The organism is Cyclonatronum sp. (assembly GCF_022565315.1).
Classification (GTDB): domain Bacteria; phylum Bacteroidota; class Rhodothermia; order Balneolales; family Cyclonatronaceae; genus Cyclonatronum.
In genome coordinates this window covers 43,530-68,622 of sequence record NZ_JAIUMX010000004.1, presented here as the reverse complement: position 1 = coordinate 68,622, position 25,093 = coordinate 43,530, and the positions used below count along the sequence as shown (strand labels likewise).

The 25,093-nt window shown below is 50.9% G+C and carries 28 protein-coding genes; 5 read left to right on the top strand and 23 right to left on the bottom strand.

Translation table 11 applies throughout. The annotated features are described in order from the left end of the window. The first annotated feature begins 92 nt into the window (after positions 1-92). The 3 genes from LAT75_RS01870 to LAT75_RS01860 are packed head-to-tail and all read left to right on the top strand — an operon-like array spanning position 93 to position 1,845. A complete protein-coding gene (locus LAT75_RS01870) occupies positions 93-476 on the top strand; it encodes a 6-carboxytetrahydropterin synthase (protein WP_291480916.1) in 384 nt (127 codons plus the stop codon). Next, positions 476-1,126, top strand: coding sequence for a 7-carboxy-7-deazaguanine synthase QueE (locus LAT75_RS01865; protein WP_291480915.1), 651 nt, complete (start codon positions 476-478; stop codon positions 1,124-1,126). Before LAT75_RS01870 ends, LAT75_RS01865 begins: the two co-directional genes overlap by 1 nt. 5 nt (positions 1,127-1,131) lie before the next feature. After that, positions 1,132-1,845, top strand: coding sequence for an SDR family oxidoreductase (locus tag LAT75_RS01860; protein ID WP_291480914.1), 714 nt, complete (start codon positions 1,132-1,134; stop codon positions 1,843-1,845). A 169-nt stretch (positions 1,846-2,014) separates the two neighbouring features. On the opposite strand, the gene LAT75_RS01855 is transcribed toward LAT75_RS01860, so the two are convergent. The 22 genes from LAT75_RS01855 to trpE form a co-directional block, all read right to left on the bottom strand. Continuing rightward, positions 2,015-2,647, bottom strand: a complete 633-nt coding sequence (locus LAT75_RS01855; protein ID WP_291480913.1) for a class I SAM-dependent methyltransferase — start codon at positions 2,645-2,647, stop codon at positions 2,015-2,017. Between the two features lie 141 nt (positions 2,648-2,788). Beyond that, positions 2,789-3,397, bottom strand: a complete 609-nt coding sequence (locus LAT75_RS01850; RefSeq protein ID WP_291480912.1) for a flavin reductase family protein — start codon at positions 3,395-3,397, stop codon at positions 2,789-2,791. A 95-nt stretch (positions 3,398-3,492) separates the two neighbouring features. Then, on the bottom strand, positions 3,493-4,650 hold the full coding sequence (locus tag LAT75_RS01845) for a homogentisate 1,2-dioxygenase (RefSeq protein ID WP_291480911.1): 1,158 nt from the start codon (positions 4,648-4,650) through the stop codon (positions 3,493-3,495). 88 nt (positions 4,651-4,738) lie between these two features. Then, complete coding sequence (gene hppD / locus LAT75_RS01840; protein ID WP_291480910.1) at positions 4,739-5,887, bottom strand: 4-hydroxyphenylpyruvate dioxygenase; 1,149 nt, start codon at positions 5,885-5,887, stop codon at positions 4,739-4,741. 109 nt (positions 5,888-5,996) lie between these two features. Then, complete coding sequence (locus LAT75_RS01835; protein WP_291480909.1) at positions 5,997-6,746, bottom strand: HAD-IIB family hydrolase; 750 nt, start codon at positions 6,744-6,746, stop codon at positions 5,997-5,999. Between the two features lie 88 nt (positions 6,747-6,834). Continuing rightward, positions 6,835-7,704, bottom strand: a complete 870-nt coding sequence (gene pssA, locus LAT75_RS01830) for a CDP-diacylglycerol--serine O-phosphatidyltransferase (protein ID WP_291480908.1) — start codon at positions 7,702-7,704, stop codon at positions 6,835-6,837. A 5-nt stretch (positions 7,705-7,709) separates the two neighbouring features. After that, on the bottom strand, positions 7,710-8,363 hold the full coding sequence (locus LAT75_RS01825; protein WP_291480907.1) for a phosphatidylserine decarboxylase family protein: 654 nt from the start codon (positions 8,361-8,363) through the stop codon (positions 7,710-7,712). A 4-nt stretch (positions 8,364-8,367) separates the two neighbouring features. Beyond that, positions 8,368-9,720 (bottom strand): RIP metalloprotease RseP, encoded by a 1,353-nt coding sequence (rseP, locus tag LAT75_RS01820; RefSeq protein ID WP_291480906.1) that lies wholly within the window; start codon positions 9,718-9,720, stop codon positions 8,368-8,370. A 55-nt stretch (positions 9,721-9,775) separates the two neighbouring features. Beyond that, positions 9,776-10,936 (bottom strand): 1-deoxy-D-xylulose-5-phosphate reductoisomerase, encoded by a 1,161-nt coding sequence (gene dxr / locus LAT75_RS01815; protein WP_291480905.1) that lies wholly within the window; start codon positions 10,934-10,936, stop codon positions 9,776-9,778. A 73-nt stretch (positions 10,937-11,009) separates the two neighbouring features. Further along, complete coding sequence (locus LAT75_RS01810) at positions 11,010-11,954, bottom strand: metallophosphatase (protein ID WP_291480929.1); 945 nt, start codon at positions 11,952-11,954, stop codon at positions 11,010-11,012. 12 nt (positions 11,955-11,966) lie between these two features. After that, entirely contained in the window at positions 11,967-12,737 is a 771-nt protein-coding gene (locus LAT75_RS01805) for a 5'-nucleotidase C-terminal domain-containing protein (RefSeq protein WP_291480904.1), read from the bottom strand. A gap of 86 nt (positions 12,738-12,823) precedes the next feature. Then, positions 12,824-13,588, bottom strand: coding sequence for a hypothetical protein (locus LAT75_RS01800; protein ID WP_291480903.1), 765 nt, complete (start codon positions 13,586-13,588; stop codon positions 12,824-12,826). Continuing rightward, the gene (locus LAT75_RS01795; protein WP_291480902.1) at positions 13,575-15,032 is read right to left on the bottom strand and encodes a hypothetical protein; all 1,458 of its coding nucleotides are present in this window, start codon (positions 15,030-15,032) and stop codon (positions 13,575-13,577) included. The genes LAT75_RS01800 and LAT75_RS01795 overlap by 14 nt, the downstream gene beginning before the upstream one ends. Before the next feature lie 5 nt (positions 15,033-15,037). Then, positions 15,038-16,153, bottom strand: a complete 1,116-nt coding sequence (gene mnmA, locus LAT75_RS01790; RefSeq protein ID WP_291480901.1) for a tRNA 2-thiouridine(34) synthase MnmA — start codon at positions 16,151-16,153, stop codon at positions 15,038-15,040. A gap of 88 nt (positions 16,154-16,241) precedes the next feature. Beyond that, positions 16,242-16,535 carry a type II toxin-antitoxin system RelE/ParE family toxin gene (locus LAT75_RS01785; protein ID WP_291480900.1) on the bottom strand — a complete coding sequence of 98 codons (294 nt, stop codon included), beginning with the start codon at positions 16,533-16,535 and terminating at the stop codon, positions 16,242-16,244. Next, positions 16,532-16,771: an addiction module protein gene (locus LAT75_RS01780; RefSeq protein ID WP_291480899.1), complete on the bottom strand. Its 240-nt coding sequence runs from the start codon at positions 16,769-16,771 to the stop codon at positions 16,532-16,534. The genes LAT75_RS01785 and LAT75_RS01780 overlap by 4 nt, the downstream gene beginning before the upstream one ends. Before the next feature lie 102 nt (positions 16,772-16,873). Further along, entirely contained in the window at positions 16,874-17,539 is a 666-nt protein-coding gene (locus LAT75_RS01775) for a phosphoribosylanthranilate isomerase (protein WP_291480898.1), read from the bottom strand. Positions 17,540-17,578: 39 nt separating this feature from the next. After that, the gene (trpC, locus tag LAT75_RS01770) at positions 17,579-18,388 is read right to left on the bottom strand and encodes an indole-3-glycerol phosphate synthase TrpC (RefSeq protein ID WP_291480897.1); all 810 of its coding nucleotides are present in this window, start codon (positions 18,386-18,388) and stop codon (positions 17,579-17,581) included. Then, positions 18,381-19,421, bottom strand: coding sequence for an anthranilate phosphoribosyltransferase (gene trpD, locus LAT75_RS01765; RefSeq protein ID WP_291480896.1), 1,041 nt, complete (start codon positions 19,419-19,421; stop codon positions 18,381-18,383). Before trpD ends, trpC begins: the two co-directional genes overlap by 8 nt. 11 nt (positions 19,422-19,432) lie before the next feature. Continuing rightward, positions 19,433-20,035 carry an aminodeoxychorismate/anthranilate synthase component II gene (locus tag LAT75_RS01760; protein WP_291480895.1) on the bottom strand — a complete coding sequence of 201 codons (603 nt, stop codon included), beginning with the start codon at positions 20,033-20,035 and terminating at the stop codon, positions 19,433-19,435. Positions 20,036-20,053: 18 nt separating this feature from the next. Then, positions 20,054-21,052: a tryptophan--tRNA ligase gene (trpS, locus tag LAT75_RS01755; RefSeq protein ID WP_291480894.1), complete on the bottom strand. Its 999-nt coding sequence runs from the start codon at positions 21,050-21,052 to the stop codon at positions 20,054-20,056. A 44-nt stretch (positions 21,053-21,096) separates the two neighbouring features. Continuing rightward, on the bottom strand, positions 21,097-22,563 hold the full coding sequence (gene trpE / locus LAT75_RS01750; protein ID WP_291480893.1) for an anthranilate synthase component I: 1,467 nt from the start codon (positions 22,561-22,563) through the stop codon (positions 21,097-21,099). A 400-nt stretch (positions 22,564-22,963) separates the two neighbouring features. Here trpE and LAT75_RS01745 point away from each other — a divergent pair, with 400 nt between their 5' ends. Both LAT75_RS01745 and LAT75_RS01740 read left to right on the top strand, forming a co-directional pair. Next, on the top strand, positions 22,964-23,410 hold the full coding sequence (locus tag LAT75_RS01745; protein WP_291480892.1) for a Fur family transcriptional regulator: 447 nt from the start codon (positions 22,964-22,966) through the stop codon (positions 23,408-23,410). Between the two features lie 3 nt (positions 23,411-23,413). Continuing rightward, the gene (locus LAT75_RS01740; protein ID WP_291480891.1) at positions 23,414-23,845 is read left to right on the top strand and encodes a MerC domain-containing protein; all 432 of its coding nucleotides are present in this window, start codon (positions 23,414-23,416) and stop codon (positions 23,843-23,845) included. 26 nt (positions 23,846-23,871) lie between these two features. On the opposite strand, the gene LAT75_RS01735 is transcribed toward LAT75_RS01740, so the two are convergent. Beyond that, the gene (locus LAT75_RS01735; protein ID WP_291480890.1) at positions 23,872-25,071 is read right to left on the bottom strand and encodes a hybrid sensor histidine kinase/response regulator; all 1,200 of its coding nucleotides are present in this window, start codon (positions 25,069-25,071) and stop codon (positions 23,872-23,874) included. Between the last annotated feature and the right edge of the window lie 22 nt (positions 25,072-25,093).

Here is a 25,093-nt window from a genome sequence, read left to right as displayed (position 1 = left end):
GGATTTATGCGAATCGGGAGCCTGATGGCGAAAAGAAAGTAAAATATGCTTATTTTACCTAATTAAGCCAAATCAGATTACAAGAACAAAATATGCCTCGCTGGAAACTCAATACAGAATTTAGAATAGACTCCGCTCATTTTATCGAAGGCTACGACGGAAAATGTGGCCGTATGCACGGGCACACCTACAAAGTGAGGATGACCGCTGAGTCCACGAAACTCAATCCATCGGCCTATCTCAAAACGCCCGACATGGTTTGTGATTTTAAAGAACTGAAGTGGGCAGCTGCCGACTTCGAAAAGGGCGGTCTTGATCATGCGGTTTTAAATGATGTGATGACGGTTTCGACTACAGCCGAACGCATTGCCGAGTTTCTGCACAAAGAAACCATCAAACGCCTGCCCGAAGGTATTGAGCTTACCGTAACCGTATGGGAAACTGAAACCAACTGGGTTGAATATACCGCCGACTGATGTATCCTGCTGAACTACAACCTGCCGCGATCGGATCTGCCGAAATCTCTGACCAGACCGAATACCCCGTAATGGAGCATTTTTATACCATTCAGGGGGAAGGCGCGCACAGTGGCCGCGCCGCTTATTTTATCCGAACTGCCGGCTGCGATGTGCAGTGCTGGTGGTGCGATGTGAAAGACAGCTGGGATGAAAGCAAGCACCCCCGCATGAAAACCGGACAGCTTGCAGAGCTCGCGAAAGACAGCGGAGCACCCTTTGCCGTAATAACCGGCGGAGAGCCGTTGCTGCACGATCTGCTCCCGCTCACCAAAAGCCTCAAAGCACGGGGCCTCGAAATCCATATCGAAACAAGCGGTTCCTCACCTCTGAGCGGCATACTGGACTGGATTACCCTTTCGCCCAAACGCTTTAAAAAACCGCTGGATGAAGTTTACCCTTATGTTGATGAGCTGAAGGTGGTGGTACTCACCAACAAAGATCTGATCTGGGCTGAAGAAAACGCGGCCAAATGTCCGGAAGGAACCCGGCTCCTGCTTCAGCCTGAGTGGGATACGCCCAAAAGCATGCCGCTGATTGTGGAGTATGTGAAAAAGAATCCGCAGTGGGGCATCAGCCTGCAAACGCACAAGTTTCTAAACGTGCCCTGATCTGAATGGCAGTTCCGAAAGACTCATCCGTTCTGATTACAGGTGCAAGCCGGGGCATCGGCCGTAGTATTGCGCTTGAGTGCGCCCGACTCCTCCCAAATCCGCTGATTCTGCTCGCGAGAGATGGGGCAGGGCTATCAGAAACAGCTCAGCTTTGTTTCGAAATATCAGGGAAAAGACCCCAAACAGAATGCTGCGACCTCACCAAAGCAGATGAGGTGGAAGCGCTTGTCCAAAGCGGACGCTTAAATCAGTGCGGGGCTTTGATTAACAATGCGGGATACTTCCTCCCGAAACCGGTGGATGAATGCACTATCCCGGACTATGTGCGGCAGTTTGAGGTTAACGCACTAAGCGCCATACGCTTAACACAGCTTATGATGCAAATTTTAGAGGACAAACCGGAATCCAGAATCGTGTTTATCTGCTCCGTTACTGCACAGAAAGGACAGGCAAGATGCGGCGCCTACAGTGTTTCCAAACACGCCCTTAACGGGTATATCCAAAGCCTGCGGGAAGCGACATTCGAAACCTCGGTAGGGGTAACCTCCGTAATTCTGGGTCAGACGTTCTCTACAAGCTGGGACGGTCTTGATGTGGACCCGCACCGACTGGCCGATGCAGCTGATGTTGGCAGGGTAGTGGCAACATTGTGCACCTTATCATCAAGAACCTGCGTGGAAGAAATGGTAATCCGGCCCCAAAAAGGGGATTTGTAGGGTTTAGCGCGGGAAGAGGTTGGTCGATTGGAACAAGCTATAACCTGCCTGTTTCTCCGTCTTTCCCCTATTTACTTAACATAATATATATTATAAAACACATTTATAACCAAATAACGTCGCACCGAACCCATCACTTCAAGACATCAAATCCAGAGCTGTCTGCCGGCTATCGCTTCCTTGCGATGCTCAGTCCGTCACGGATTCCAAGCATCACAACTTCCATGTCCTCATCCTCATGCAGCATCTCATTGAACGCATGGATTGCCCGGCTCTTTCGGTCTTCTAATTCAAGGACCCCGCCGTACCAGAAAACATTATCCGAAACCAGCAAGCCGCCGCTTCTCAGTCTGGGTTTCAGTACCCTGTAGTACTCCGGATACCACTGCTTATCAGCATCCAGAAAAATCAGATCAAAACTGCCTTCAATGTTCTGAACCGTCTCCCGGGCGCTTCCCATTATTACGGTGATTTTATCCTCCACGCCGGCGACCTTAAATCCGCGGTCGGCAATTCCCGCGTATAAAGTATTCATCTCCAGGGTTGTGATATGACCGTCAGCTGGAAGGACTTCCGCCATTGCTGTTGTTGCGTAGCCGGTAAACATCCCGACTTCAAGCACAGATTTAAAATCCCCGGTCTGGATCAGCAGTCTCAGCAATCCGGCCACCTGTTTGCCGGAAAGCATGTCCGCGTACTGAAGTTCCTCCTGGGTTGCCTTTGCAATAAATTTCAGAGCTTCGCTCTCTTCGCTGCAGTGCTGATCAGCGTATTTCTGTAACAGTACCGGTGTATCAGTCATTAATTTATTTTTTTAGGGTGACAGTACGTAGTCACTATTGGCAAATATATTTCATTCAGAGTCCAACAATGGAAACCTGGAAAAACAAATCATCTGCAGTTGTGCTAACACAAAAGTCTGCCCGGATCGGGCAGGCTTTTTTTATGGTCTCGGAATTTCTTTGATATCGCCAATCAGGCCGTATTTAAGGCCACCCAGACGGCTAAACGCATTCAGCTTTGATTCATCAATTTTGTAGTCTTCAATCAGCGCATCCTCTGCGTAATAATGCACAACTTTCCCGAATATGGCATCACTCCCGCCGGATCCCTCATCCCCTATTGCCAGCGTTTTGTACAGCTCGCACTCCATTCTGATGCGGCATTCTTTAACACCGTCAGGTTTTACCATTGACGACTTTATTGGGGTAAGCCCCGTAATATCAAACTCATCCGCATCTTTATCATAAACACCAGATGCATTATTCAGCTGCTCCATGATATCTGCTGAAGCAATATTGACCACAAACTGACCGGTTTCAAAGATGTTTTTTACCGTGTCTTTTCGCTCGTTTCCTTCTTTATACCTGAGCGGGAAAAAGACCACAATCATGGGGTTTACGGCGGCAATGGTGAAATAAGAAAAAGGCGCGAGGTTTCTGTTGCCCTGCGCATCTGCCGTTGATACCAAAGCGATCGGGCGAGGAATAACCGAGCCGATTAAAAGCTTGTACCGCTCCTGCTGCGAAAGTTTTTCCGGATTGATTTCCATAAATACTTTTAGATGATGTAAGTTTAGGAAGTTACAAATATAAAAAAGGCTTCCCGGTAATTTTGGCCGGGAAGCCTTTTTTCTTAAAACACCTGTCAGGCGTGAGCTATCCAGGAGTACGGATAGTGTCCGTCGTCCATTTCTTTAGCCGCCATTGTAAGATGCAGCGGCCGGAAGGTATCGATCATCACGGCATACTCATCTGTTGCTTCTTTGCCGATGCTTTTCTCGACAGTACCGGGATGCGGGCCGTGCGGGATGCCTCCCGGATGATGTGTGAGGGAGGCAAACTCAACCCCTTTACGGCTCATGAAATCGCCTTCCACATAGTACAGCACCTCATCGGAATCGACGTTGGAGTGATTGTACGGTGCCGGAATCGCCAGCGGGTGGTAGTCGTATTTCCGGGGACAAAACGAGCACACCACATAGTTGTGTGCTTCGAAGGTCTGATGAACCGGAGGCGGCTGATGCACACGACCTGTAATCGGCTCGAAATCTTTCATGTTGAAGATGTACGGGTACAGGTAACCGTCCCAGCCGACAACATCCAGCGGATTGAAAGCAAAGAAATAGTGATGGAACCGCCCCTGCTTGCGGATACGGAGTTCGAACTCACCTTCTTCATCAAAAAACAAAGGTTCTTCGGGCACACGGATATCGCGCTCGCAAAACGGGCTGTTTTCCATGAACTGTCCCATTTTGGAAACATAGCGCTTCGGAAACTCAATCGGACCGGTAGAGTCGCAGATGAGCATGCGGTTGTCGTCTGTTGTGAAATGCAGCTTATAGGTTGTGCCGCGCGGAACTACGATGTAATCGAAGGGTCTGAACGGGAGCCTGCCAAACTGCGACTGCATGTAGCCTTCGCCTTTGTGGATGAAAATCAGCTCGTCGTGTTCGCCGTTGCGGTAGAAATACTTCATCTCTTCTTTGGGGAGACAAAGGGAAATCTTCACATCATCATTGAACATCACGCAGATCTGCCCGCTGATGGGGTCGCCCCAGGGCTTGAGGTCTTTGGTGACGAGATGATGATGGCGGAGGAGTCCCTCCTTCCAGGGCTCAATTTTGATTTCAGCGCCCTGTTCAACGCGCTTCACGGTTGTGGGCGGATGGTTGTGATACAATAGGGAGGAATTTCCGCTGAACCCTTCTGCTCCAAAAAGTTCTTCGGTGTAGAGCTTCCCGTCTGGCCGGCGAAACTGCGTGTGCCTTTTTTGCGGGAATTTGCCAAGTTTGTGGTAGTACATAAAATCGGATGGTTGATAGCTTCAGGTAAGAAAAGGGGGCTGCGCTTTTTTCACAGCCCCTTTACATGGTTTAGTACCGGAACTGAAATTACAGGTTTCCGCGTACTGCCTGTTCGCGCTCAATAGACTCGAACAGCGCCTTGAAGTTACCTACACCAAAGCCGCGGGCGCCCTTACGCTGAATGATTTCGTAGAAAAGGGTCGGGCGGTCCGAAACCGGCTTGGTGAAAATCTGCAGCAGGTAGCCTTCCTCATCGCGGTCAACCAGGATGCCGAGGCGCTCGAGGTCGTCGATATTTTCATCGATTTTGCCTACGCGATCCAGCAGCGTTTTGTAGTAGGTTGTCGGGATGTTGAGGAACTGCACGCCGTTGGCCTGCAATTTGGTTACGGTATCAACAATATCAGAGGTAAGCAGGGCTACGTGCTGTACGCCTGCGCCTCCGTAAAAATCGAGATATTCTTCAATTTGTGATTTCTTCTTGCCCTTGGCAGGCTCATTAATCGGGAACTTAATCCGCCCGCGGCCGCCGGCCATCACTTTGGACATCAGCGCAGAATATTCGGTCGCGATGTCGTTATCATCGAAGTGCAGGTATTGCGTGAAGCCGAGAACGTCTTCATAAAACTTTACCCAGTGATTCATCTTGCCCAGCTCAACGTTTCCGACGCAGTGATCAACAAACTCAATACCAACGGGATTGCCCTTCACCGGGTAATCCGTTTCCTGAAATCCCGGGAAAAAGATGCCTTTGTAGCCGCTGCGGTCAATGAAAGAATGAATGGTGTCGCCATAAGTTTTGATGCCGGCCATAATGATGGTACCGTTTTCGTCCGTAAACTCAGTCGGTTCCATTGCACTTTCAGCACCGCGTTTGATGCATTCGGTGTATGCCTTGTGAACGTCTTTCACGAGCATGGCAATGTCTTTCACGCCGTCGCCGTGTGTGCGGATGTGGTCGGCAATTTCGGAGCTGCCCGTTAAGGGGGAGGTAAGTACGAGGCGGATGTTCCCCTGCTCCAGCAGGTATGATGCCCGGTCGCGGACACCCGTTTCGAGGCCGCGGTAAGCTACCACGTTGTATCCAAAACTTGTGATGTAGTAATGGGCAGCCTGTTTGGCATTGTTCACGTAAAGTTCTACAAAATCGATGTCGATAAGGCCCAGGTGATCATCGTATTCAGCTTCAATCCGCTGATCGTTCAGTACGCCTTCTGTTGCTGTGTTTGTGCTCATAATAGAATTAAATTTGATTGATTTTACGCTAAAAAAGCGCTTTTCATTTTACCTGACGGAATATAAGCAAACTATGAGCCGCAATCAGAGTCAACAGGAAAATCTGTTGTTAAGAGTTGTTTTGCCTGATGATGTGCTCGTAAGCCTCAATCACGCCATGGGTCGCCTGCCCGTTCGTGCTGATTACACCCGGCATTTCTTTCAGACGGCTGATGCCGTTTGCCGGTGTAAACCCATGACCGGCCACTTCCAGCGCCGGAATATCCCCGCTGCTATCCCCGATGTACGCCATGTTTTGGAGCGGTACCTCACAGACCTTCGACAGCCAGCGCAAACCAGTTCCTTTGTTTGCACCTTTCATGATAATATTGATGGAGATCTCGGTGCGGTGAACTTCAAAGTCAGGATAGTCAGTTTCGATTTTTTTGCAAACCTCGCCGTACATTTCGATGATGGCTTTCTCATCTTTGTGGATGATGCCCACATCGGTGCGTTTTGTAAATTCGGAAACGGCTCCCTCCTGCTTTGCAATGATGTTTTCACCTACCCAGGTGCGTATTTCCTGAATGGTTTCTTCCCGTTCCGGGGTGAGGGTATCAGGCCAGTGCAGGGAAACATCGCGGGGATCGAACATGCCGCCGCCGCTTTCAAAAATGAGCGGCTTGTACATGCCCAGCCACTGACCTACGGCTTCCACATAAGGCTGCGGCCTTCCGCTGCAGATACTCAGGGCCGGAACAGTCGGGTCGGTTCTGCTTCGGTCGTTTAGCTCCCGAAGTTTTGTAAGTGCTTGCCAGTCAGGTGTTTGGAACGGCATGGTGATGCATCCGTCGATATCCAGCACAAAAAGCGAAATCATGAAATTGTCTCTGTTTAAGTTTGATTGACAGGCGCAGATGCCATTCCCTTATTCACATCATTGCACAATCAGGGTTTTGCGGATGGCTCTACGTTTGCTCTGCGACTTCATCATCCCCCATCAGATCATCCCAAAAACTAAAACCAAACATAATGAGGCCGCGCAGAATGAAAATGGTAAACACGATCATCAGTCCGTATTCCTGCAGCAATATGATTGTGAGCGCATAAACGATGAACAGAAACACAAGCGGGCGGTTTTGCCGCATGTATTCTTTGTTGAAGCGCGGCACCTTATCGAAAGGCACAGTGCTCACCATCAGCAGGGACAGCACTATGATAACGGGGATGACAATTGAATTTGCTCCGTGTTTAAAGACCTCAAAAACTTCGAGGTTATTTTTGAAGGTCAGGAAAAAGGCAACGAGCATCATGGCCTGTGCCGGAATGGGCAGACCTTTGAAAAAAGAGGTTTGCTCTACTTTGGCATCAATGTTAAAGCGTGCCAGCCGGATTGCACCGCATAGCGCAGGAAGTGCTGCAACAAGCGGCAGCGCAATATTTACCGGCCCGGGTGCGGGTGCTGAAAAAAGCCATGCGTAAATCAGGATGCCGGGTGCTACGCCGAATGAAACGATATCGCTGAGGGAATCCAGTTCGATGCCGAAAACGCTGTCGCCGTTGGTGAGCCGTGCCATGAAACCGTCGAGCACATCAAAAAAAGCGGCCAGCACAATAAGCCATGCGGCAACGGTGAGCTTTCCTTCAAAAACCATCAGGATGGCCAGAAAACCTGAAAACAGGTTCATCAGCGTAAAAAAGCTCGGCACAACGGAGCGCGGAATGGGCTTTTTGATACGCTCCTGAAAGCGTTCATTTGCTTTTTTCCGAAACTCCTTGCCTCTGCCTTTAATGCGGCGTTTTCGGGGTACGTTTGTTTTTACGCCTCGCTGAATCACAGATATCAGGATTTAAAAATTCCCATGACTGACTCGCCGGCTACTGTACGGTCGCCGGGTTTTACGATCAGTTTCATGGAGTCAGGCACGAGAATATCCATCCGTGAGCCGAATTTCATCATTCCGAACTTTTCCCCTGCGGTTACTTCATCGCCTTCTTTCAAATCAAAAACGATCCTCCGGGCGATATAACCGGTAATCTGCCGGAAGAAAACTTTCCCGCCTGAGGGGTGTACCATGCCGAATTCGGAGCGCTCATTCAGCTCGGAGGCTTTTTCGTGCCAGGCTACGAGGTATTCTCCGGGGTAGTATTCGGCTTGCGTAATTTTCCCGCTGGCCGGTACCCGGTTTACGTGCACATCAAGAGGTGAAAGGAAAATGCTGATTTGCGTGCAGGGCTCGTCAAAAAAATCGTGCTTCAGCCCTTTGGTGAGCAAAATGATCTTTCCGTCGGCCGGAGCAATCAGCTTGTCTTCAAAACCGGCGGGTGGCGTTCTTGAAGGATCTCTGAAAAAGTAAAGCGTAAATGCAGTTACAAAAACTGCAAGTATGTACAGGATGTAAGCAGCTACACCGCCTGCAAAAACCCCGATTACGAGAAGTACAACAGAAATAGTAATGGCAGTGCCAATTACGGAATAGCCTTCCTTAGCAAACATAAGCTTAATTGATGATGTGGCGCATGATGTCGTTGAAAGTGACAAAGATAAACAAGCCAATGATAAAGATTAAGCCTATTTGCTGCAGGGCCATCCTTACTTTTACTGTTGGCTCCCTGCGGGTTACGGCTTCATAAAGCAGGAACATAACGTGCCCGCCGTCGAGTACGGGTATAGGCAACATATTAACAATGGCCAGTGAAATGCTCAGGAAAGCGACCAAAAACCAGAATCCGCGCACACCGCCGCTGTCGGTAGCTTCACGCGTAACTGAGGCTATTGCAACGGGGCCCCCGAGATTATCTTTGAAGGAGATAGTACCCCTGAACATCATCCCGAAAGCACTCAGCATACCGGTTGTGGTATCCCAGGTTTCCTGAAAGCCGCCGCCAAGTGCCGTTAGCAAGCCTACATTCTGGTAAATAACCCCGAAATAGTCCACAGGATCGATCATCCCTACGCCAATTAGGCGGGTTTCCGGATTTGGTGTTACTTCCAGTGAAAGTAGTTCGCCATCCCGAAGCACCCCAAGCGTGAGTGTCCCTTCAGAGCTGCGGATGAGTTGCGACATTTGCAGGAAAAAACCAACCTGTGTACCATTAATCTCAACGACTTTGTCGCCGGATTTCAGGCCCCCTTCCTCGGCCGGAGAGCCGGGAACTACTGAAGCGACTTCACTCGGTATGGCATAGGTTACAAAAAGAAACTCAGGGTTACGATTCAGGTAGTCCAGAAAATTGGAAGGTGCTTCGATAGTATGCTGCTCACCATCGCGCAGAACGGTAAAACTCAGATTGCTTCTTGTGAGCTCGCCAATGGGCACCATATTCCCGCTTTGGTACATATCCGGACGGTTACCGTTAATGTAAATAAGGGCGTCGCCGGTCTGAAAGCCTATTTCGTGGGCAACGGAAGTTTCCGGAATAAACATAGCGCCTACATTCTCAGCGGGGATCATTTCGCGGCCATAGTAAAACAGCAGCATTCCAAAAATGAGGGCTGCAAGCAGTACATTAAAGGCAACCCCGGCGATCATCACAATAAGACGCTGCCAAACCGGTTTCGACCGGAACTCCCAGGGCTGCGGTTCATCTGTGAGGAAGCGCCCATCATTGGTTTCATCAATCATGCCTGCAATTTTAACGTAGCCCCCCAGCGGGGTTGCCGAAATGCAGTAATCCGTATCTCCCACTTTTTTCCCGAACAGGCGGGGCGGAAAGCCAACCGAAAATTGTTCAACGCGCATACCAAAAGCCTTGGCAGCAAGGAAATGCCCGAGCTCGTGTACCAAAACCAGTATAAAAATGGCGGCAACAAACAATAATATCGTTACGCCTATACCTGTAATAAATTCCATACTTCCGATTTAGATGAATAACCTTTCTAATGAAACGATCTTAAAATGATAATAATCAGACTTTTACTTCACCGGCAAAAATTCGTGTTTCTGCATCGGCTGTTTTTAAAGATTCCAGACTCACTTCTGTATTTGGCTGAATCTGCTCAAGGGCTTCACTTACAATTTTTGGAATTCCAATATACGGAATCTCCCTGTTCAGAAAGCGATAAACGGCAATTTCATTGGCTGCATTGAGTACAGCCGGGGCAAAACCGCCGGTTTCGATGGCATCGAGCGCAAGTTTAAGGCAGGGGTGCCGCTCAAAACTGACTTCCTCAAAAGTGAGCTCCCGCAGGGTCGAAAAATCCATGCGCGGGGTATCAAGGGGGATGCGGCCCGGCCAGGTAAGGGCGTACTGAATCGGAACCTTCATATCCGGATAGCCCAGCTGTGCTTTGGTTGAGCCGTCTTGAAAAGTTACCATCGAATGGATGATGCTCTGCGGATGAATGACGGCTTCTATCTGATTGATGGGCAGGTGATAAAGCCAGTAGGCCTCAATAATTTCCAGGCCTTTGTTCATCATGGTTGCAGAGTCGATGGTGATTTTTGCCCCCATTGCCCAGTTGGGATGCTTCAGCGCACGTTCCGGCGTAATAGAAGCCATCTGATCAAGGGGAAGGGTTCTGAAGGGACCACCGCTTGCTGTTATGAGGAGCTTCTCTACGGGGTTGCCTTCTTCACCAATAAGGCATTGCAGAATGGCGCTGTGCTCGGAGTCAACCGGTATTAGCCTGCTGATGCCTTTCCGGGTGTAGCGCTGCAGCAGCTCCCCTCCCACTACCAGCGATTCTTTATTGGCCAGGGCTACTTTTCGCCCCGATTCCAGCGCTTCAACCGTTGGCATGAATCCGGCAAAACCAACCAGCGCATTCAGCAGCACATCGTAAGCATGATCGCGGCAGAGGTTTACGACCTCATCATAACCGGCTAAAATTTTTGTTTCAGGGGCGCGGTTTCCCAGCTTTTGCAGCAGTTCTTCGCGCTTGTCTTCGTTGGCAATTACGGCTACCGGCGGCCTGAATGCGGCAATCTGCTCGGCAAGCAGCGTACAGTTGCTGTTGGCTGTAAGGCCTGCGACCGTGAAACGGTCCGGGTTATCGCGAATGATATCAAGGGTCTGCGTCCCGATGGAGCCGGTTGAGCCAAGCAGCAGTACGTTAATCGAAGACATGGAATAATTTTTGGGTAATAAGCGGATCAGTACATCCGGCAGTTGGTTTTGTGATGTACTTCAACCATCACATTCAGTCATCAAGTTCCGGATTAAGCTGCTGATTGGCAACGAGTACGCGGCGGATGCGGTTGGTACGGTCAAATTCGAAATCCAAACGACCGAGGACGACCCCGGCATGTCCGACCTGCGAAATGACCGTAGGCCTGCCGCTGGGTTTCTCTACGATGCGGGGCTCGTCGAGCAGGGTGTGCGTATGGCCGCCGATGATGAGATCAATGCCGTCCACTTCATTTGCAATAACCATATCGCTTGGCCGGTAGCTGCTGTACTCAAGGCCGAGATGGCTCAGGCAGATGATCATGTCGCAGCCGTAATCAACACGGAGGCGGCGCACAAGCTGACGGGCGACCAGCTGCGGACGAATATGCCGCACGCCTTCGTGCAGGCCGGGCAGCACGAGTCCGTCGAAGGCGATACCGAGACCAAAAATACCGATACGAACACCGTCCACATCCTTAATCATCAGCTCGCGGGTGAAGACGCCCATTTCAGGCGCTCCTGAAAAGTCGTAATTGGAAATCACAAAAGGGAAATTCGCTTTCGGCGCTACTTCCACAAAACCTTCAACGCGGTTATCAAACTCGTGATTGCCGATGGTGCTGGCATCGTAGCCCATCATAGACATAAGTTCAAAATCGAGCGCGCCTCCGTAAAAATTGAAGTAGGGCGTTCCCTGAAACGTATCACCGGCATCAAGCAGCAGGTTATTGGGCTGCTGCTCACGGATTTTTTTGATCAGCGCCGCTCTGCGTGCTGCGCCGCCCAGCCCCTCAAACCGGCCTGCTCCCATCGGGAAGGGATCAATACGCGCATGCGTGTCGTTGGTGTGCATGATGGTGATGATCTTCGACGAGGGCCTTCTGTTGCCGTAGCTGAGTACCGGCGTGAGGCCGATCAGGCCGAGTCCGGCCCCGGCGGTTGCAATCTGCTTTAAAAATTCTCTTCTGTTGAGCATGGTTTTCAAAAATTATCTGCGGATTCTTCCGTCGGTTCTGGGTTCGATGTACGGCTGTGTGTTCAGATATTCAATAAAAGCATCACGAATCAGGACTTCCGTATTGATGCGCTCCAGCGGCTGCCAGAGGGTTGGGAGCGGCCCCCCGCCGTCGGCCAGCCAGTTGTTGGTTGCAACCCAGTACATGCGCTCGGGCCGCACGCGGTCGTCATTTATGAGCAAGTCGGTCGCACGGTCGCCTTCAATGCGCATACGCAGCCCGCTTACGGGCTCGCCGCCTTCAATCGCCAGCTCGTTAGCCAGCTGCCGGATCTGCCGCCCGTCGAAGCGGAGCAGGGTGATGTAGTTCTCAAAAGGCATCAGCTCGAACATGGTACCAACCGTAATATCGCCTTCGGGGATGGGAATTCGAAGGCCGCCGCGATTCAGAATGGCGATATCAACTTCCTGCCCCAGTTCGCGCCCGCTGATAAAACGAAGGATATCAGCAGTCAGGTTTCCCAGCGGACTCTCGGGCTGCCCCCGTTCAATCACGGCGCGGCTCACCGTAATGCGCCGGTTCATTTTCCGGTTGAGTTCAGTAGCAAAGCTTAAAATGAATTCGCTTACTTCAGGGTCGGGTTCGAAGCTTTCATCAACCCGTATATAATCAGGCTCAAAACTGCTGACAATATGTACGCGGTCGAGACCATCATCCTGCCATATAAATGCACAGCTGCTTGTGCCTGCAAATAAAAAAAGCAGGGCAAATATTTTAAAGAAACGGGAAGACTTAGGAATCATAATCATGTATTTGGTATCTGACAAGTTTTGCTGAGAGCGGTCTTAAAATACAGCATAAGCTTTAAAGGCAGCGTCAAAACTTAAAATCAGTTTTGCATCATCATCAGCTGGAAGAGCGAAATTTGCTGCTTTCCTTCCGGGATATCTTTTTCATCGGCAGAAAGGCGCCTTGACTGAAACTGCGTAGCTTCAACTTTTGCCCGCAGCTCCCCGCCAACGTAATCTTCAGCCAGCAGCGGGGTCATACTCAGCTCCCAGGGCACGGAGCTGAGAGATGTTCCTCCGCCAAAAGTACTCAGCAGATCATTAACGGGCTGCAGCAACGCTCCCCAGTTGATATCCGCATCAGCGAGCCATAGATGTGTTTCGCGGTTTTCAATTTCACGGTCGTGAAGAATGAACTTTCGTGCACGCATACCGTGAATCCGCCGCGTTTCAGTTGTTTCCGTGAGGTAAGTGCGCTCCGCAAGCCGGTCAGTGTCAGCTGTCTGCGGCTGCTGCGCATTTCCGGAATTGTTCATGAACTGCCGCAGAATAGTGCTTAATTCACCGAGATTTACCGCAGCAACAGCGGTCTCGGTATGTATCAGCAGGTCATTCCGGTCTGTCCGAATAGTGATGGTATCCCGAAAAAGCGGAAAATCTACGTATTGACGCACATTTCCTCTTAGCACAAGCCTGTTCTCAGCTACCAGCATATTAAGTGTATCGGTGCTGCCGTCTGTTACGTCTGTAAATTCATACGTAATTTCGCCCTCAAAATGCTGTGCACTAAGCGTGGCGGCTGGTACAAAGAAAAGAATCAGTAAGATGCTGATTAGCAGATGTTTGGTAGAATCAGATGTGTTCATAAACCTCACGAAGGGTTAAATAACGGGGATTTTGGTGATGAAGATACCTCAAAGCCTGCTCAAATAAAAAGCCGGCTCCTTCCGCTTCGGCATCATCGAGGGCATGGTGATGGAAATCCCAGCAAAGGACCCCTCCGTACCTGCGCACGATATCAGCCTGACTGCAGGCATGCTCCAGAGCCTGCTGCGGACTCAGCTGCATTTTTTGGAGAAGCTGCATCTCCATCATCAGCAGCGGAATTTCCAGCACCGGGCTGGCTGCATTACGTTCGAGGTCAAACAAAAAGTATGGATGCGTGAAACCCGCCCGAAATCCGGCGCGCTCAGCCCACCCTACCGAGCTGTCACAAAAGAGGCCCGCCGCTGAAAGCAGCCTCGGCAGGCGCTCGTGCCGGTATCTGAGGTAGTGGAAGCGGTGAGCGCGTATTTTTTGCCCGACCCGCGCTTCAAGCTGACGAATTTCCTGATGGTACAGCGGCTCGTTATAGCCCGCCTCATAGGAAGCATGCAGCCCGATTTCCCCGCGAAGCTCCCCAACACGCTCCAAAATAGTGTTGAAAAACGGATAGCTCAGGTAATCAGCGGCGTCGTTTTTGTGTTTTTCGAGGATGGATTTCACCAGTACGGTCGGTTTAATACCCAGCTCTTCTTCCAATGCAAACATCCCGAGGATGGATCGCTCATAGCCGTCGCCCGGCTGCAGCAGGTCAGCAACAGACTTCCGGAAACGCCTGACCCGCTCTTCACGAGTAAATCCGTGCGGATTCAGAAACGGAATTTCAAAAAACTCCCGGACGTAAGTACCACGATACCGTTTTTTGATGCGGTCGAAGTCGTGCGTGATACATGCCGCAAATCCATGTCCACCAATCATTTTTGGCTTTATATCTACATTTTTTGTAGATGTAATACATCCGATAATCAGCGCTGCATATTCATTCACAATCGGGCGGTCAGCGAGATTCAGCTTTGCCTGAAGCGTGCTGCTGTACGGCAGGCGGCCATGCATGTCAGCGGGACGTTTGGGCAGCCAGGCTTCCCAGTCGCTCAAAAAATAAAAGGCCGAAGCCACCACATCCCAGGGCAGGTATCCCTCAGCGGGCGTCTCTCCTGCTGTTTCCGCATCCCCAAAAAGAAGCGGCAGATTTGTTTCGGGTGAGTTTAGGGTGATGACATCCTCAGCCTTTCGCGCCTTTCTGCCTTCAAAAAATGCCGGCGCGTTCGCCGCCATCTGAATGCGCAGATCGAAGCGGTCATCTTTCCGGCGGGCGTCAGTGCCGTAGTACAGCCGGATGGCGTCTGATTCTTCCGGTATGGCGGCAAGCTTGTTTACGATCCGGATGTCATCATACCGAAAAAAAGCCGAAAGCATGGTTTTGAGGGCAAAACCAGCTTTCGGCTTGTATGTTTCCGGCACATCGGCAAATAGCAGAACGCGGGCCATGTGCACTATTCGAAGTCCATCTTCACTTTGTGAAGCCAGCCGCCGCCGATTACGTCGTCGCCTTCGTAGCAAACCAGCGCCTGACCCGGCGTGATGGCCGTTCTCGGGCTCGGGAATCGGACCGTGAGCTCGTCTTCTCCGGTTTGGGTGAGGAAGCCGGGCTCGCCGTCGTCGTTGTAGCGGATGGCTGCTGTTACCGGCATTTCTTCTTCCGGCACCTGCGCGTATTTCACCATGTTGATCTGCTTCGCTGTGCAGTAAGTGCTTTGCAGGTCTTCTTCATCGCCAATGGTGATGGTGTTGGTTTCCGGGTTGATGTGCGTTACATAAACCGGCCGGCCCATCGGCAGGTGCAGCCCGCGGCGCTGACCAATGGTGTAAAACGGATAGCCGCGGTGCTTGCCTACGACCTTGCCGTGCTTATCAACGAAAAGCCCGCCATCCACTTTTTCTTCCAGGCCCGGCACGCGCTTTTTGAGGAAGCGGCGGTAGTCGTTATCGGGCACGAAGCAGATTTCGTAGCTGTCTTTTTTGTTGGCTACGTTCAGCAGGCCAAACTCTTCGGCCATTTTCCGGATTTCCGGCTTGTGAAACTGCCCCAGCGGGAACATGGTGCGCGACAGGTTTTCCTGCGAAACGCCCCAAAGCGCGTACGACTGATCTTTGTTGAAGTCCTTGCCGCGTGATATCACAAAACGGCTGTTTTCCTCGCGCACGTTGGCGTAGTGGCCGGTCGCGATGAAATCGCAGCCGAGGTGATTGGCACGCTTCATCAGCGCGGTCCACTTGATGTGCGTGTTACAGAGCACGCAGGGGTTGGGCGTGCGCCCGTCCATGTATTCTTCCACGAAACGGTCGATCACCCAGTCGCCGAACTCCTCGCGGATATCCACGATGAAATGGTGAAAGCCGTATTTGAGGGCGACCTGCCGGGCATCATTCATCGACTCCAGCGAGCAGCAGCCGGTTTCTTTGTTCGATTTGCCACCTGAGCTGGTGTAGTCCCAGGTTTTCATGGTGATGCCGATTACCTCGTACCCCTGCTCCCGCAGCATCACCGCTGCAACTGACGAATCGACGCCGCCACTCATGGCGACTAAAACTTTTCCTTTTTTACTCATGTGTTCCTCCCCGCGGATTCAAAGTCCGGGCGATTTTGTGTTTGTGGATTTGTGTTATTGCGTTTTGTATTTGAATTACGGTATGAAATCAGAGATTTCTTTTTTTCCAAAAACCTGGTTTACGCCTTAAGTGCATTACAGCATTAATTTTAATTGTTGATCCGGAAGTCGAATAAATGATTCCAAAAGGAAATCGTTTCAACAAATACATACGATTGTTAAAAGCTACAGGTGAACCGGAATCCGGACTTTCGATTATTAAACCAATTGCACGTTCAACTTCAATAATAAATACCTCACCCAACCCCGAGGACTTACTTTCATAATATTCAGCTGAACTGAGCAAATCGTTAACCGCTTCAGGATGGTATTTGAAGGTCACTTAGAAAATAATTTCCGTGCTGTTTTATGAACCCCTTCACCATCGGTATAAGAAACCTGACCAGATTCAGCCGCACTCAATCTCTTCTCTAATTCGATTTCCCATGCCTGCCTGACATCATCATCATCATTTGGATCAAGGCTTAAGAGCAGCTTTTTTGCCAGCTCTGCACGGTCATTCTCACCGAGCTTTAAAGCAGCGCTTTTAACCTGTGCAAAATTTGCATCCATGCTCATGAATATTTTGGTGTTTCTGAGGAAGCCAGTTTTTGTTGCCTGGCATCTGTACTTATAAAATAAGGGATTTGGCCGAATTTTGTTTGTTGCTCATCCCAAAGCTCACATCCCCTCCTGCTCCTCCCAGATTTCGCGCATTTCATCCATCAAAGCCTCGATGCGGTCGAAATCTTTGATGCCCGGCGACAGCTCAACGCCGCTCGACACATCTACCGCGTGCGGCTGCACCAGGTTTACCGCACGCCGTACGTTCCCCGCGCTGATGCCGCCTGCCAGCATCACGGGCCAGTCTTCAGACAAATCCCGGATGATGTTCCAGTCGAAAGTGTGCCCGGTACCGCCGGCTACGCCCTCAACCCAGCTGTCGAACAGGAAATATTCGGCAACATCACGGTAGGGCCGCAGCATCTCAATCACATCATCGCGGCTCATGCCCGGCTTTACCCGAAACGCTTTAATTACCGGTGCAAGCACCTGCCGGCACACTTCAGGCGACTCCTCCCCGTGCAGCTGCACCATGTGTACGCCGCTGTCGGCCGTAACCGCGTTGATGCGCTCCGGTGTTTCGTTCATGAACACCCCCACAGCCCGCGGGCCTTCAATCCAGCTGATGATTTCGGCGGCTTTTTCGGGTGCGATGTAGCGCGGGGTGCCTTCCACAAAAATGAAGCCGAGGAAATCGGCCAGGGCGCCGCTTGCAAAGCGGGCATCTTCAAGGCGGGTGATGCCGCAGATTTTAATTCGGGTCCGGCGGTCTTGCTGATACACGTGTTTGTTTTTTTCGGGTGATGGGGTTCCGGGCCTCACTCAGCTGAAGGGCTCAGTCAGGCGTTTGAGGGCGTCGCCGGGATGCGGCTGACGCATAAAATGTTCGCCGATAAGCGCCGCGTCGATGCCGTACTCCAGCACGGTTTCGATATCGCGGGGGGAACTCAGGCCGCTTTCCGACACTTTGATGACTTCTTTCGGGGCTTCGGCCAGCAGCTCAAGCCCGCGGTGCAGGTTCACCTCAAAGGTCTTGAGGTTGCGGTTGTTAACGCCCACAATGTTCACTTCGCTGAAGGAGAGCGCTTCGAACTCATCGCGGCTGTAGCACTCAACCAGGCACTGCAGGCCGGCTTCCTGCGCGGCATGCAGCAGCTCGGAAAGCTGCGCCCCGCTTGTGATGGTCGCAATCAGCAGTATGGCATCGGCTCCGGAAGCACGGGCTTCCTCAATCTGATAAAAATCCACAATGAAATCCTTGCGCAGCAACGGCACCGAAACCTCCGGACGAATCTGCCGCAGATAGGCCAGGTCGCCCTGAAAGAAGTGCGGCTCGGTCAGCACGGAAATGGCCGCAGCTCCGGCCTCATCATACTGAACGGCAATGCGGACCGGGTCGAAATCTTCCCGGATGATGCCTTTGGAGGGCGAAGCTTTTTTTACCTCTGCAATTACGCGAATGCTGCCTTCCTTCCGCAAAGCTGCTTTGAAATCGCGGCGCTCAGCCTCGTACTCCGGAAATGACCGGAAATCGGAAGCCGCAATTTTCTTCTTTTTCTGATGCAGATCTTCGCGCGTTTGCGCTACAATTTTATCGAGAATGGTGGGCGGGCTAAACGGGAATTCACTCATGGGCCAGCTCCTGTGTGGCTTCGGCAAAATGCTTCAGCTTTTCGGCCGCTTTCCCGCTACCCACGCTTTCCCGGGCCAGTTCGAGCGCCTCTTTGAAATCATCCGTGAGGCCGCCGGTGAAAATGCCCATCGCTGCATTATACAGCACGATATCGGTCTGTGCCTCAGTCGCTTTTCCACTGAGGATGGCCCGGATAATTTCCGCGTTCACCTCTTTATCGCCTCCTTTCAGCTCGGCGTGCGTTGCGCGCTTCAGGCCAAGCTGCTCCGGACCAAAAATGATGTAGGTCGGGATCTGATCGGCCGGCAGGTAGTGCACGTGCGAATCTGCCGCCGTGCTGAATTCGTCCATGCCGTCCTGAGAGTGCACCGTTACGATGCGCTCCGCTTCAAGACGGTGCAAAATGTTGAAGCACAAATGAGCCGTACCCTCATCGAAGGTGCCCACCAGCTGACGCTTCACCCCGGCGGGATTGAGCAGCGGCCCCATAATGTTGAAGAAGGTCCGCATGCCGAGTGCGCGCCTCGAAGGCATCACATATTTCATCGCCGGATGAAAAAGCGGGGCAAACATAAACGCCATGCCGGTCTGTTCGAAGCAGGTTTTCACTTTGGGCGCCTCAAGTGCGGGTGCCACGCCGAGGGCTTCGAGCACATCGTAGCTGCCGCTGTTGCTCGAAATGCTGCGGTTACCGTGCTTCAGAACCGGCACACCGGCACCAGCAACCACAAACATCGCGGCGGTCGAAATATTGAAGCTGCCGCTGTGATCTCCGCCGGTTCCGCACAGATCAACCGCGCCGGACACATCGGTCTGCACCGGAATCATGGCCGCGCGCATGGCTTCGGCAAAGCCCGTGAGCTCATCCGCCTGCTCGCCTTTCTGCCGCATCCCGAACAGGAAAGCCGAGGTCTGTGCCTCGTTCACTTCCCCCCTGATGATGAATTCCATCGCCTGACGGGCTTCCTCCCGTTCAAAATCGCGGCCCGAAGCAAGCCGCTCCAGTACCTGCTTAAAATCAGAAAATATCATGGATTCCGGCATTAGCTCGTTTCTGTTGAGGTTTTTTCCGATGGATGCGCGCCCTGCCTGATCCAGTTTTCGATCAGTTTGGGTCCCTCCGTTGTGAGGATACTTTCCGGATGAAACTGAATGCCTTCGATGGGGAAAGATTTGTGCTTCACCCCCATCACAACGCCGTCGGGTGTTTTGCAGGTAACCTCGAGCACATCGGGGATGGTTTCGGGATTCAGCACCAGCGAGTGATAGCGGGTTGCCGTAAAATGCTGCGCCACGTTATGATAGAGCCCGTCACTTTGGTGCTCGATGATGGAGGTTTTGCCGTGCATCAGGCTTGGAGCGTAACCCACGGTTGCCCCGAAAACCTGCCCGATGGCCTGATGACCGAGGCAAACGCCCAGCACAGGCGTAGTCGGGCCCAGCTCCCGGATGATGGCCTCAGAAATGCCGGCATCCTCCGGACGCCCCGGTCCGGGCGAAATCAGAATTTTATCCGGGGCCAGGGCTTTGACTTCCTCAAGGGTGATGGCATCATTCCGCACAACCTTGTAGTCGTCGGTGTGCAGCGCCACGAGATGCACGAGGTTGTAGGTAAAGGAGTCGTAGTTATCAATTATGAGAATCATATCTGAAGTAAAAACAAGTTAGTGAGTGCGGATGATGCCGGTTACTTCGCGGATGGGCTGCATCACCTGTTCGGCCCGTTCGCGGGCTTTGCGGCCGCCTTCACGAAGGATGTCGCGCACCGTATCCGGGGCTTTTTCGAGCTCTTTACGGCGCTCGCGGGCTTCAGCAAAGTAATCACTAAACAGCGCAAGCAGTTCCTTCTTGGCATGTCCGTAGCCATAGCCGCCGGCAAGGTACGCCTCCCGGATTTCCTCCCGCTTATCCGGAGTTGCGAACAGCTTAATCAGGCTGAACACATTGCAGCTATCCGGATTTTTGGGGTCTTCGAGGGCAGTTGCATCGGTGAGGATGCTCATGATTTTCTTTTTTAGCACCTTGCCTTCATCAAAAATGAAAATGTGGTTGTTGTACGATTTGCTCATCTTGCGCCCGTCGATGCCGGGAACAATGGCCACATCTTTCACAATGTACGGCTCGGGCAGTTTGAGGTACTCGCCGTCGAAGGTGTGGTTCAGCTTCTGCGCGAGGTCGCGGGCAAACTCGAGGTTCTGCTTCTGATCCGCACCCACCGGCACGATATCGGAGTGATAAATCAGGATGTCGGCCGCCTGCAAAATCGGGTAGGTAAACAGGCCGATGTTCGGGAGCAGCCCCTGCGCAACTTTGTCTTTGTAAGCCACGCCTTTTTCCATCAGGCTGACCGGGCAAAGGGTGCCGAGAATCCAGGAAAGTTCGGTGACGGCGGGCACATCACTTTGCGCAAAAAACGTACACTTTTCGGGATCGAGACCCAGGGAGAGGTAGTCGAGGGCGACATCAAGGGTGTACTGCTCAAGCAGTTTGCCGTCGCGCAGGGAAGTGAGGGCGTGATAATTTGCGATAAAATAGAAGGCGTCTCCCTTTTCGATGTACTCGAGGTGCTGCTTCATGGCACCAAAATAGTTTCCGGCATGAAGCCTGCCGGAGGGGGTAATTCCCGACAGAATGACGGGTTTTTTATCTGGGGATGTGCTCATAAACGGAAAATAAAATCGTGTTGGGAAAATTTTCGGATGATGTGTTACATGCTGATGGATAGTTTCAGCGCTTCAAAAAGAGCTCTCGCTTTATTATGTGTTTCCTGATACTCGCTTTCGGGTACGCTGTCGGCTACGATGCCCGCGCCGGCCTGAATGTACACGGTATCGCGGGTTGCAACCATAGTACGGATGGCGATACAGGTATCCATGTTTCCGGAGAAGTCGAAATAGCCGACGGCGCCGGCGTAGGGACCGCGCTTAACCGGCTCGAGGGCATCGATGATTTCCATGGCGCGCACCTTCGGGGCGCCGCTCACGGTACCGGCCGGGAAACAGTGCTGCAGGGCATCAACGGCGGTTGAGCCGCCGGCGAGCTGACCGGTAACTTCGCTCACGATATGCATCACATGCGAGTACCGCTCGATAATCTGATCTTTGGTGACGCGCACCATGCCGGGTTTGCAAATCCGGGAGAGGTCGTTCCGGCCGAGGTCAACGAGCATCACGTGTTCGGCAACTTCTTTGGCATCGGCAGCGAGATCAGCAGCAAAGCGGGCATCTTCTTCCGTGCTGCGGCCGCGCGGCCGCGTACCCGCAATCGGCAATACCTTGGTAACGCCTTCCTGCACGGAAACCAGCACCTCCGGCGATGAGCCGACGAGGGCGAAATCATCAAAATCCAAATAAAACAAATAAGGTGAGGGGTTCACCATCCGCAGCGCGCGGTAAAGCATGAAACGGTCACCGCTGAAGCCGCTGCTGAACCGCTGCGAAAGCACAACCTGGAAAATATCGCCTTCATAGATATGCCGCTTGGCGGTTTCAACCACTTCATGAAAACGCTGCTGCGTGAAGTTGCTCGAAATCGACTCCGAGGTTATTTCGAGCGGGGTTTGCTGCTCGTAGGAAAGCGAAAGTTCGGCCTCCATCCTGCTGAGGGCAAGCTGCGCATCGTCGTAGGCGGTGTTCAATGCTTCTTCATCGAGCCCTTGCGTAAAAACGGTTTTAAGCATCACGATGCGGTGCTTCACGTGATCGAAGGCAAAAATCTCATCATAAAAAGCCCACACGGCATCCGGCAGGTCCAGATCATCCGGCGGCACATCGGGCAGGTGCTCGGTTTGCCGGATGGTGTCATAAGCCGAAAAACCGACAGCTCCGCCCGTAAGCCGGGGCAGGTCAGGAATTTTGGGCTCAACATAGGTTTGGGTGAGCGGCCGCAGACTGTCGTAGTAGGAAGTTCCGAGCTCATGAACGGTGCCGTCTCGTTTTTCGAGCGTAGCCCTGTTCTCGTAAAAGCGGTACACCTGATACGGATTTTTGCCAAGGAAAGAATACCGGGCCAGCTGCTCGCCTCCTTCCACAGATTCGAACAGGAAGGGAAACTGCGCCCGCTGCCGGATGCGAAGAAAAACAGAAACCGGCGTTAGGGTATCCGCCATCGCCATGCGCCAAACCGGAATAGCCGTACAGGTTTTGGCGAATTCATGAAACTGTGATCGGTCCATCAATGTCTTGGGTATGAGATTTATGAAAAAACAAAAAACCCGCTATCGGACTTAATCGACGCGGGCTTTGTATGGTAACGGTTTAAGGGCACAACAAAGCTAATCCGCAACTGCGAACAACCACCACCAGGAATTTGCTGTGCTTTTAAAATTCATGTGCCGAAGTTAGTTTACCGACGGGGCAATGTCAACCTGTAAATAAACAATAGCTGTCGGAATAAGGATAAGAGGAGCATTTACTTTGTTTTTTTTACCCAGATGAACACTGTTGCAACAACAACTGTTAGAGTGCACTTTAGTTGCATGTATGGTGATAAATCAACCCAAAAACCGTATTTTGGTTAACAGTGAAAACTAAATTATTGCAACTAAGTTGCATTATAGTTAACTTCAGATACTTATGAACGACGAACAGTTAAAGCAAATCCTGAGAGAATTCGATCTTAAAGTAACGAAGGTAAGACTTTGCGTACTTGACCTGCTCCTGCAGTCGCGCATAGCTATGTCACATTCCCAGATAACGGACGCGCTCGAGGCATTCGAACTGGATAAAGTTACGCTTTACCGAACGCTTAATACTTTTGTCGAGGTAGGCCTTGCACACAAAGTTGCAACAGACGAGCGAAACTGGCTCTATGCAATTTACAGTGAAGACGTACAGCAGCATAATCATCAGCACGAGCATCATGAATCGCCGCATGCACACTTCATCTGTGAAGCCTGCGATAAAATTTACTGCTTTCCGATAGAGGAAAAGCAGATTGACTTAAAAAAGGCTGAGCTCGAAGGGTTCAGCATTAAACAACACGAAATCCGGCTGCATGGTACCTGTCCGGTCTGCAAATAAACTATGAAAGCTATATCTCAAGTAAATATATTTTCCAAGCTAAGTATATACTTATCAAGTATCTGCATCATTCACTGCCTTGCTGTTCCCGTTCTGATCGTAGCACTACCTGCTATGAGTTTCTTTACGGGTAGCACATTTGAAATGATTTTGATACTCACGGTAGTGCCCCTTAGCGCTTTTGGTTTTTTCCCAACATGGATGCGGCACAAGAACAAAACGTATCTAACCGTGTACCTAACGAGTGTACTTTTACTGCTTACCGGGCAATTTGGCTTCAGCCATGATCATTCGGCATCAGGTGTACACATGGCCTCTTTTGAACATCTGGCTGAGCTTGTAATTCTGGTTAGCGGCGCCCTCGGGCTTGCTTGGGTTACCTACAAAAACTCAAAGCACACGCACAGCTGCAAGAACCCGCATCATAAGCATTGAAAAACTAAATTTAAAAGCTGAGTACCCTACTCAGCTTTTATAGCAGGTAATTCCACCCGAAAAGTTGAACCTATACCTTCTTCACTTTCGAAGGAAAGTTTCCCTTTATTCTTCTCTGCTATATCCCGGCACAGCAATAGTCCGATTCCAGTGCTTTCTTCACCTTCTGTGCCAGATCTTGAAACATTTTCATCCAAACGAAAGAGCTTATCCTGCATGTAAAGCGGAATTCCAATACCTGAGTCGCTTACTTCGATAATACTTGTATCGGGGGAATTACTAAAGGCACGTATTTCTATTTTTCCGTTTTTAGGGGTAAACTTAATGGCATTAGAGATGAGGTTCCTCATTATACTGTTAATCATGTTATGATCAACATAAAGGGTGAGGTCGTCTTCAACATTCTGATTTATAGTTAGTTTCTTTTCTTTTGCCATGGCCTCATACATGCTGAGGCCCTCCTGAATCAGCTGTGTTGCTTTGATGTCTGTCGGCTTATAACTCACCAATCCCATTTGCAAACGTGCCCAGTCGAGCAGATTGAGCAACAGCTTGTACATATCAGATGTACTTGAGTATAAGGCAGTTGAGTACTCAACAATGTCTTCGATTGAGATATCACGTGCATTGTTTGAAAGAATCTCGGCCAGCCCCATAGTACCGGAAAGCGGCCCCCTTAAATCATGTGCTATAATAGAAAAAAAACGGTCCTTTTCGGCATTAAGCGCTTTAAGCCGATTAGCATCTTCTTTGATTATGGCGCGGGTTTCAATTAGTTCTTTATTAAGCTTTTCAAGCTCCGCATTTTTTTCTCTAAGCTGCGCTCTGGAAGCTCTGAGCTGCAGATGGGTTTTCAGTCGGATTAACACTTCCTCTGATTTGAAGGGCTTTGTAATGTAATCAACGGCGCCCTGCTTGAAACCGGTAATGATATCCTCAATCTCACTTTTGGCTGTAAGGAAAATTATGGGGATTTCATCCGCTTCAGCATCAAGCCTGATTTGATTACAGGTTTCATAACCATTCATTTCCGGCATCATAACATCCAGCAGTATGAGATCCGGCTTTTTCTCTTTAACAAATTTAATTGCTTTAATCCCGCTGTTCACTGCACTAACTTTATAGCCCGACTTAGCAAGCAGAGTGGAAATAAGCTGTAGGTTACGAGGGTTGTCATCAACAACCAGAACCGATGCAGGATATGGAGCGTTGGTGTCTACGTTCATTGTATCTGAAAGAGGCTTAAGA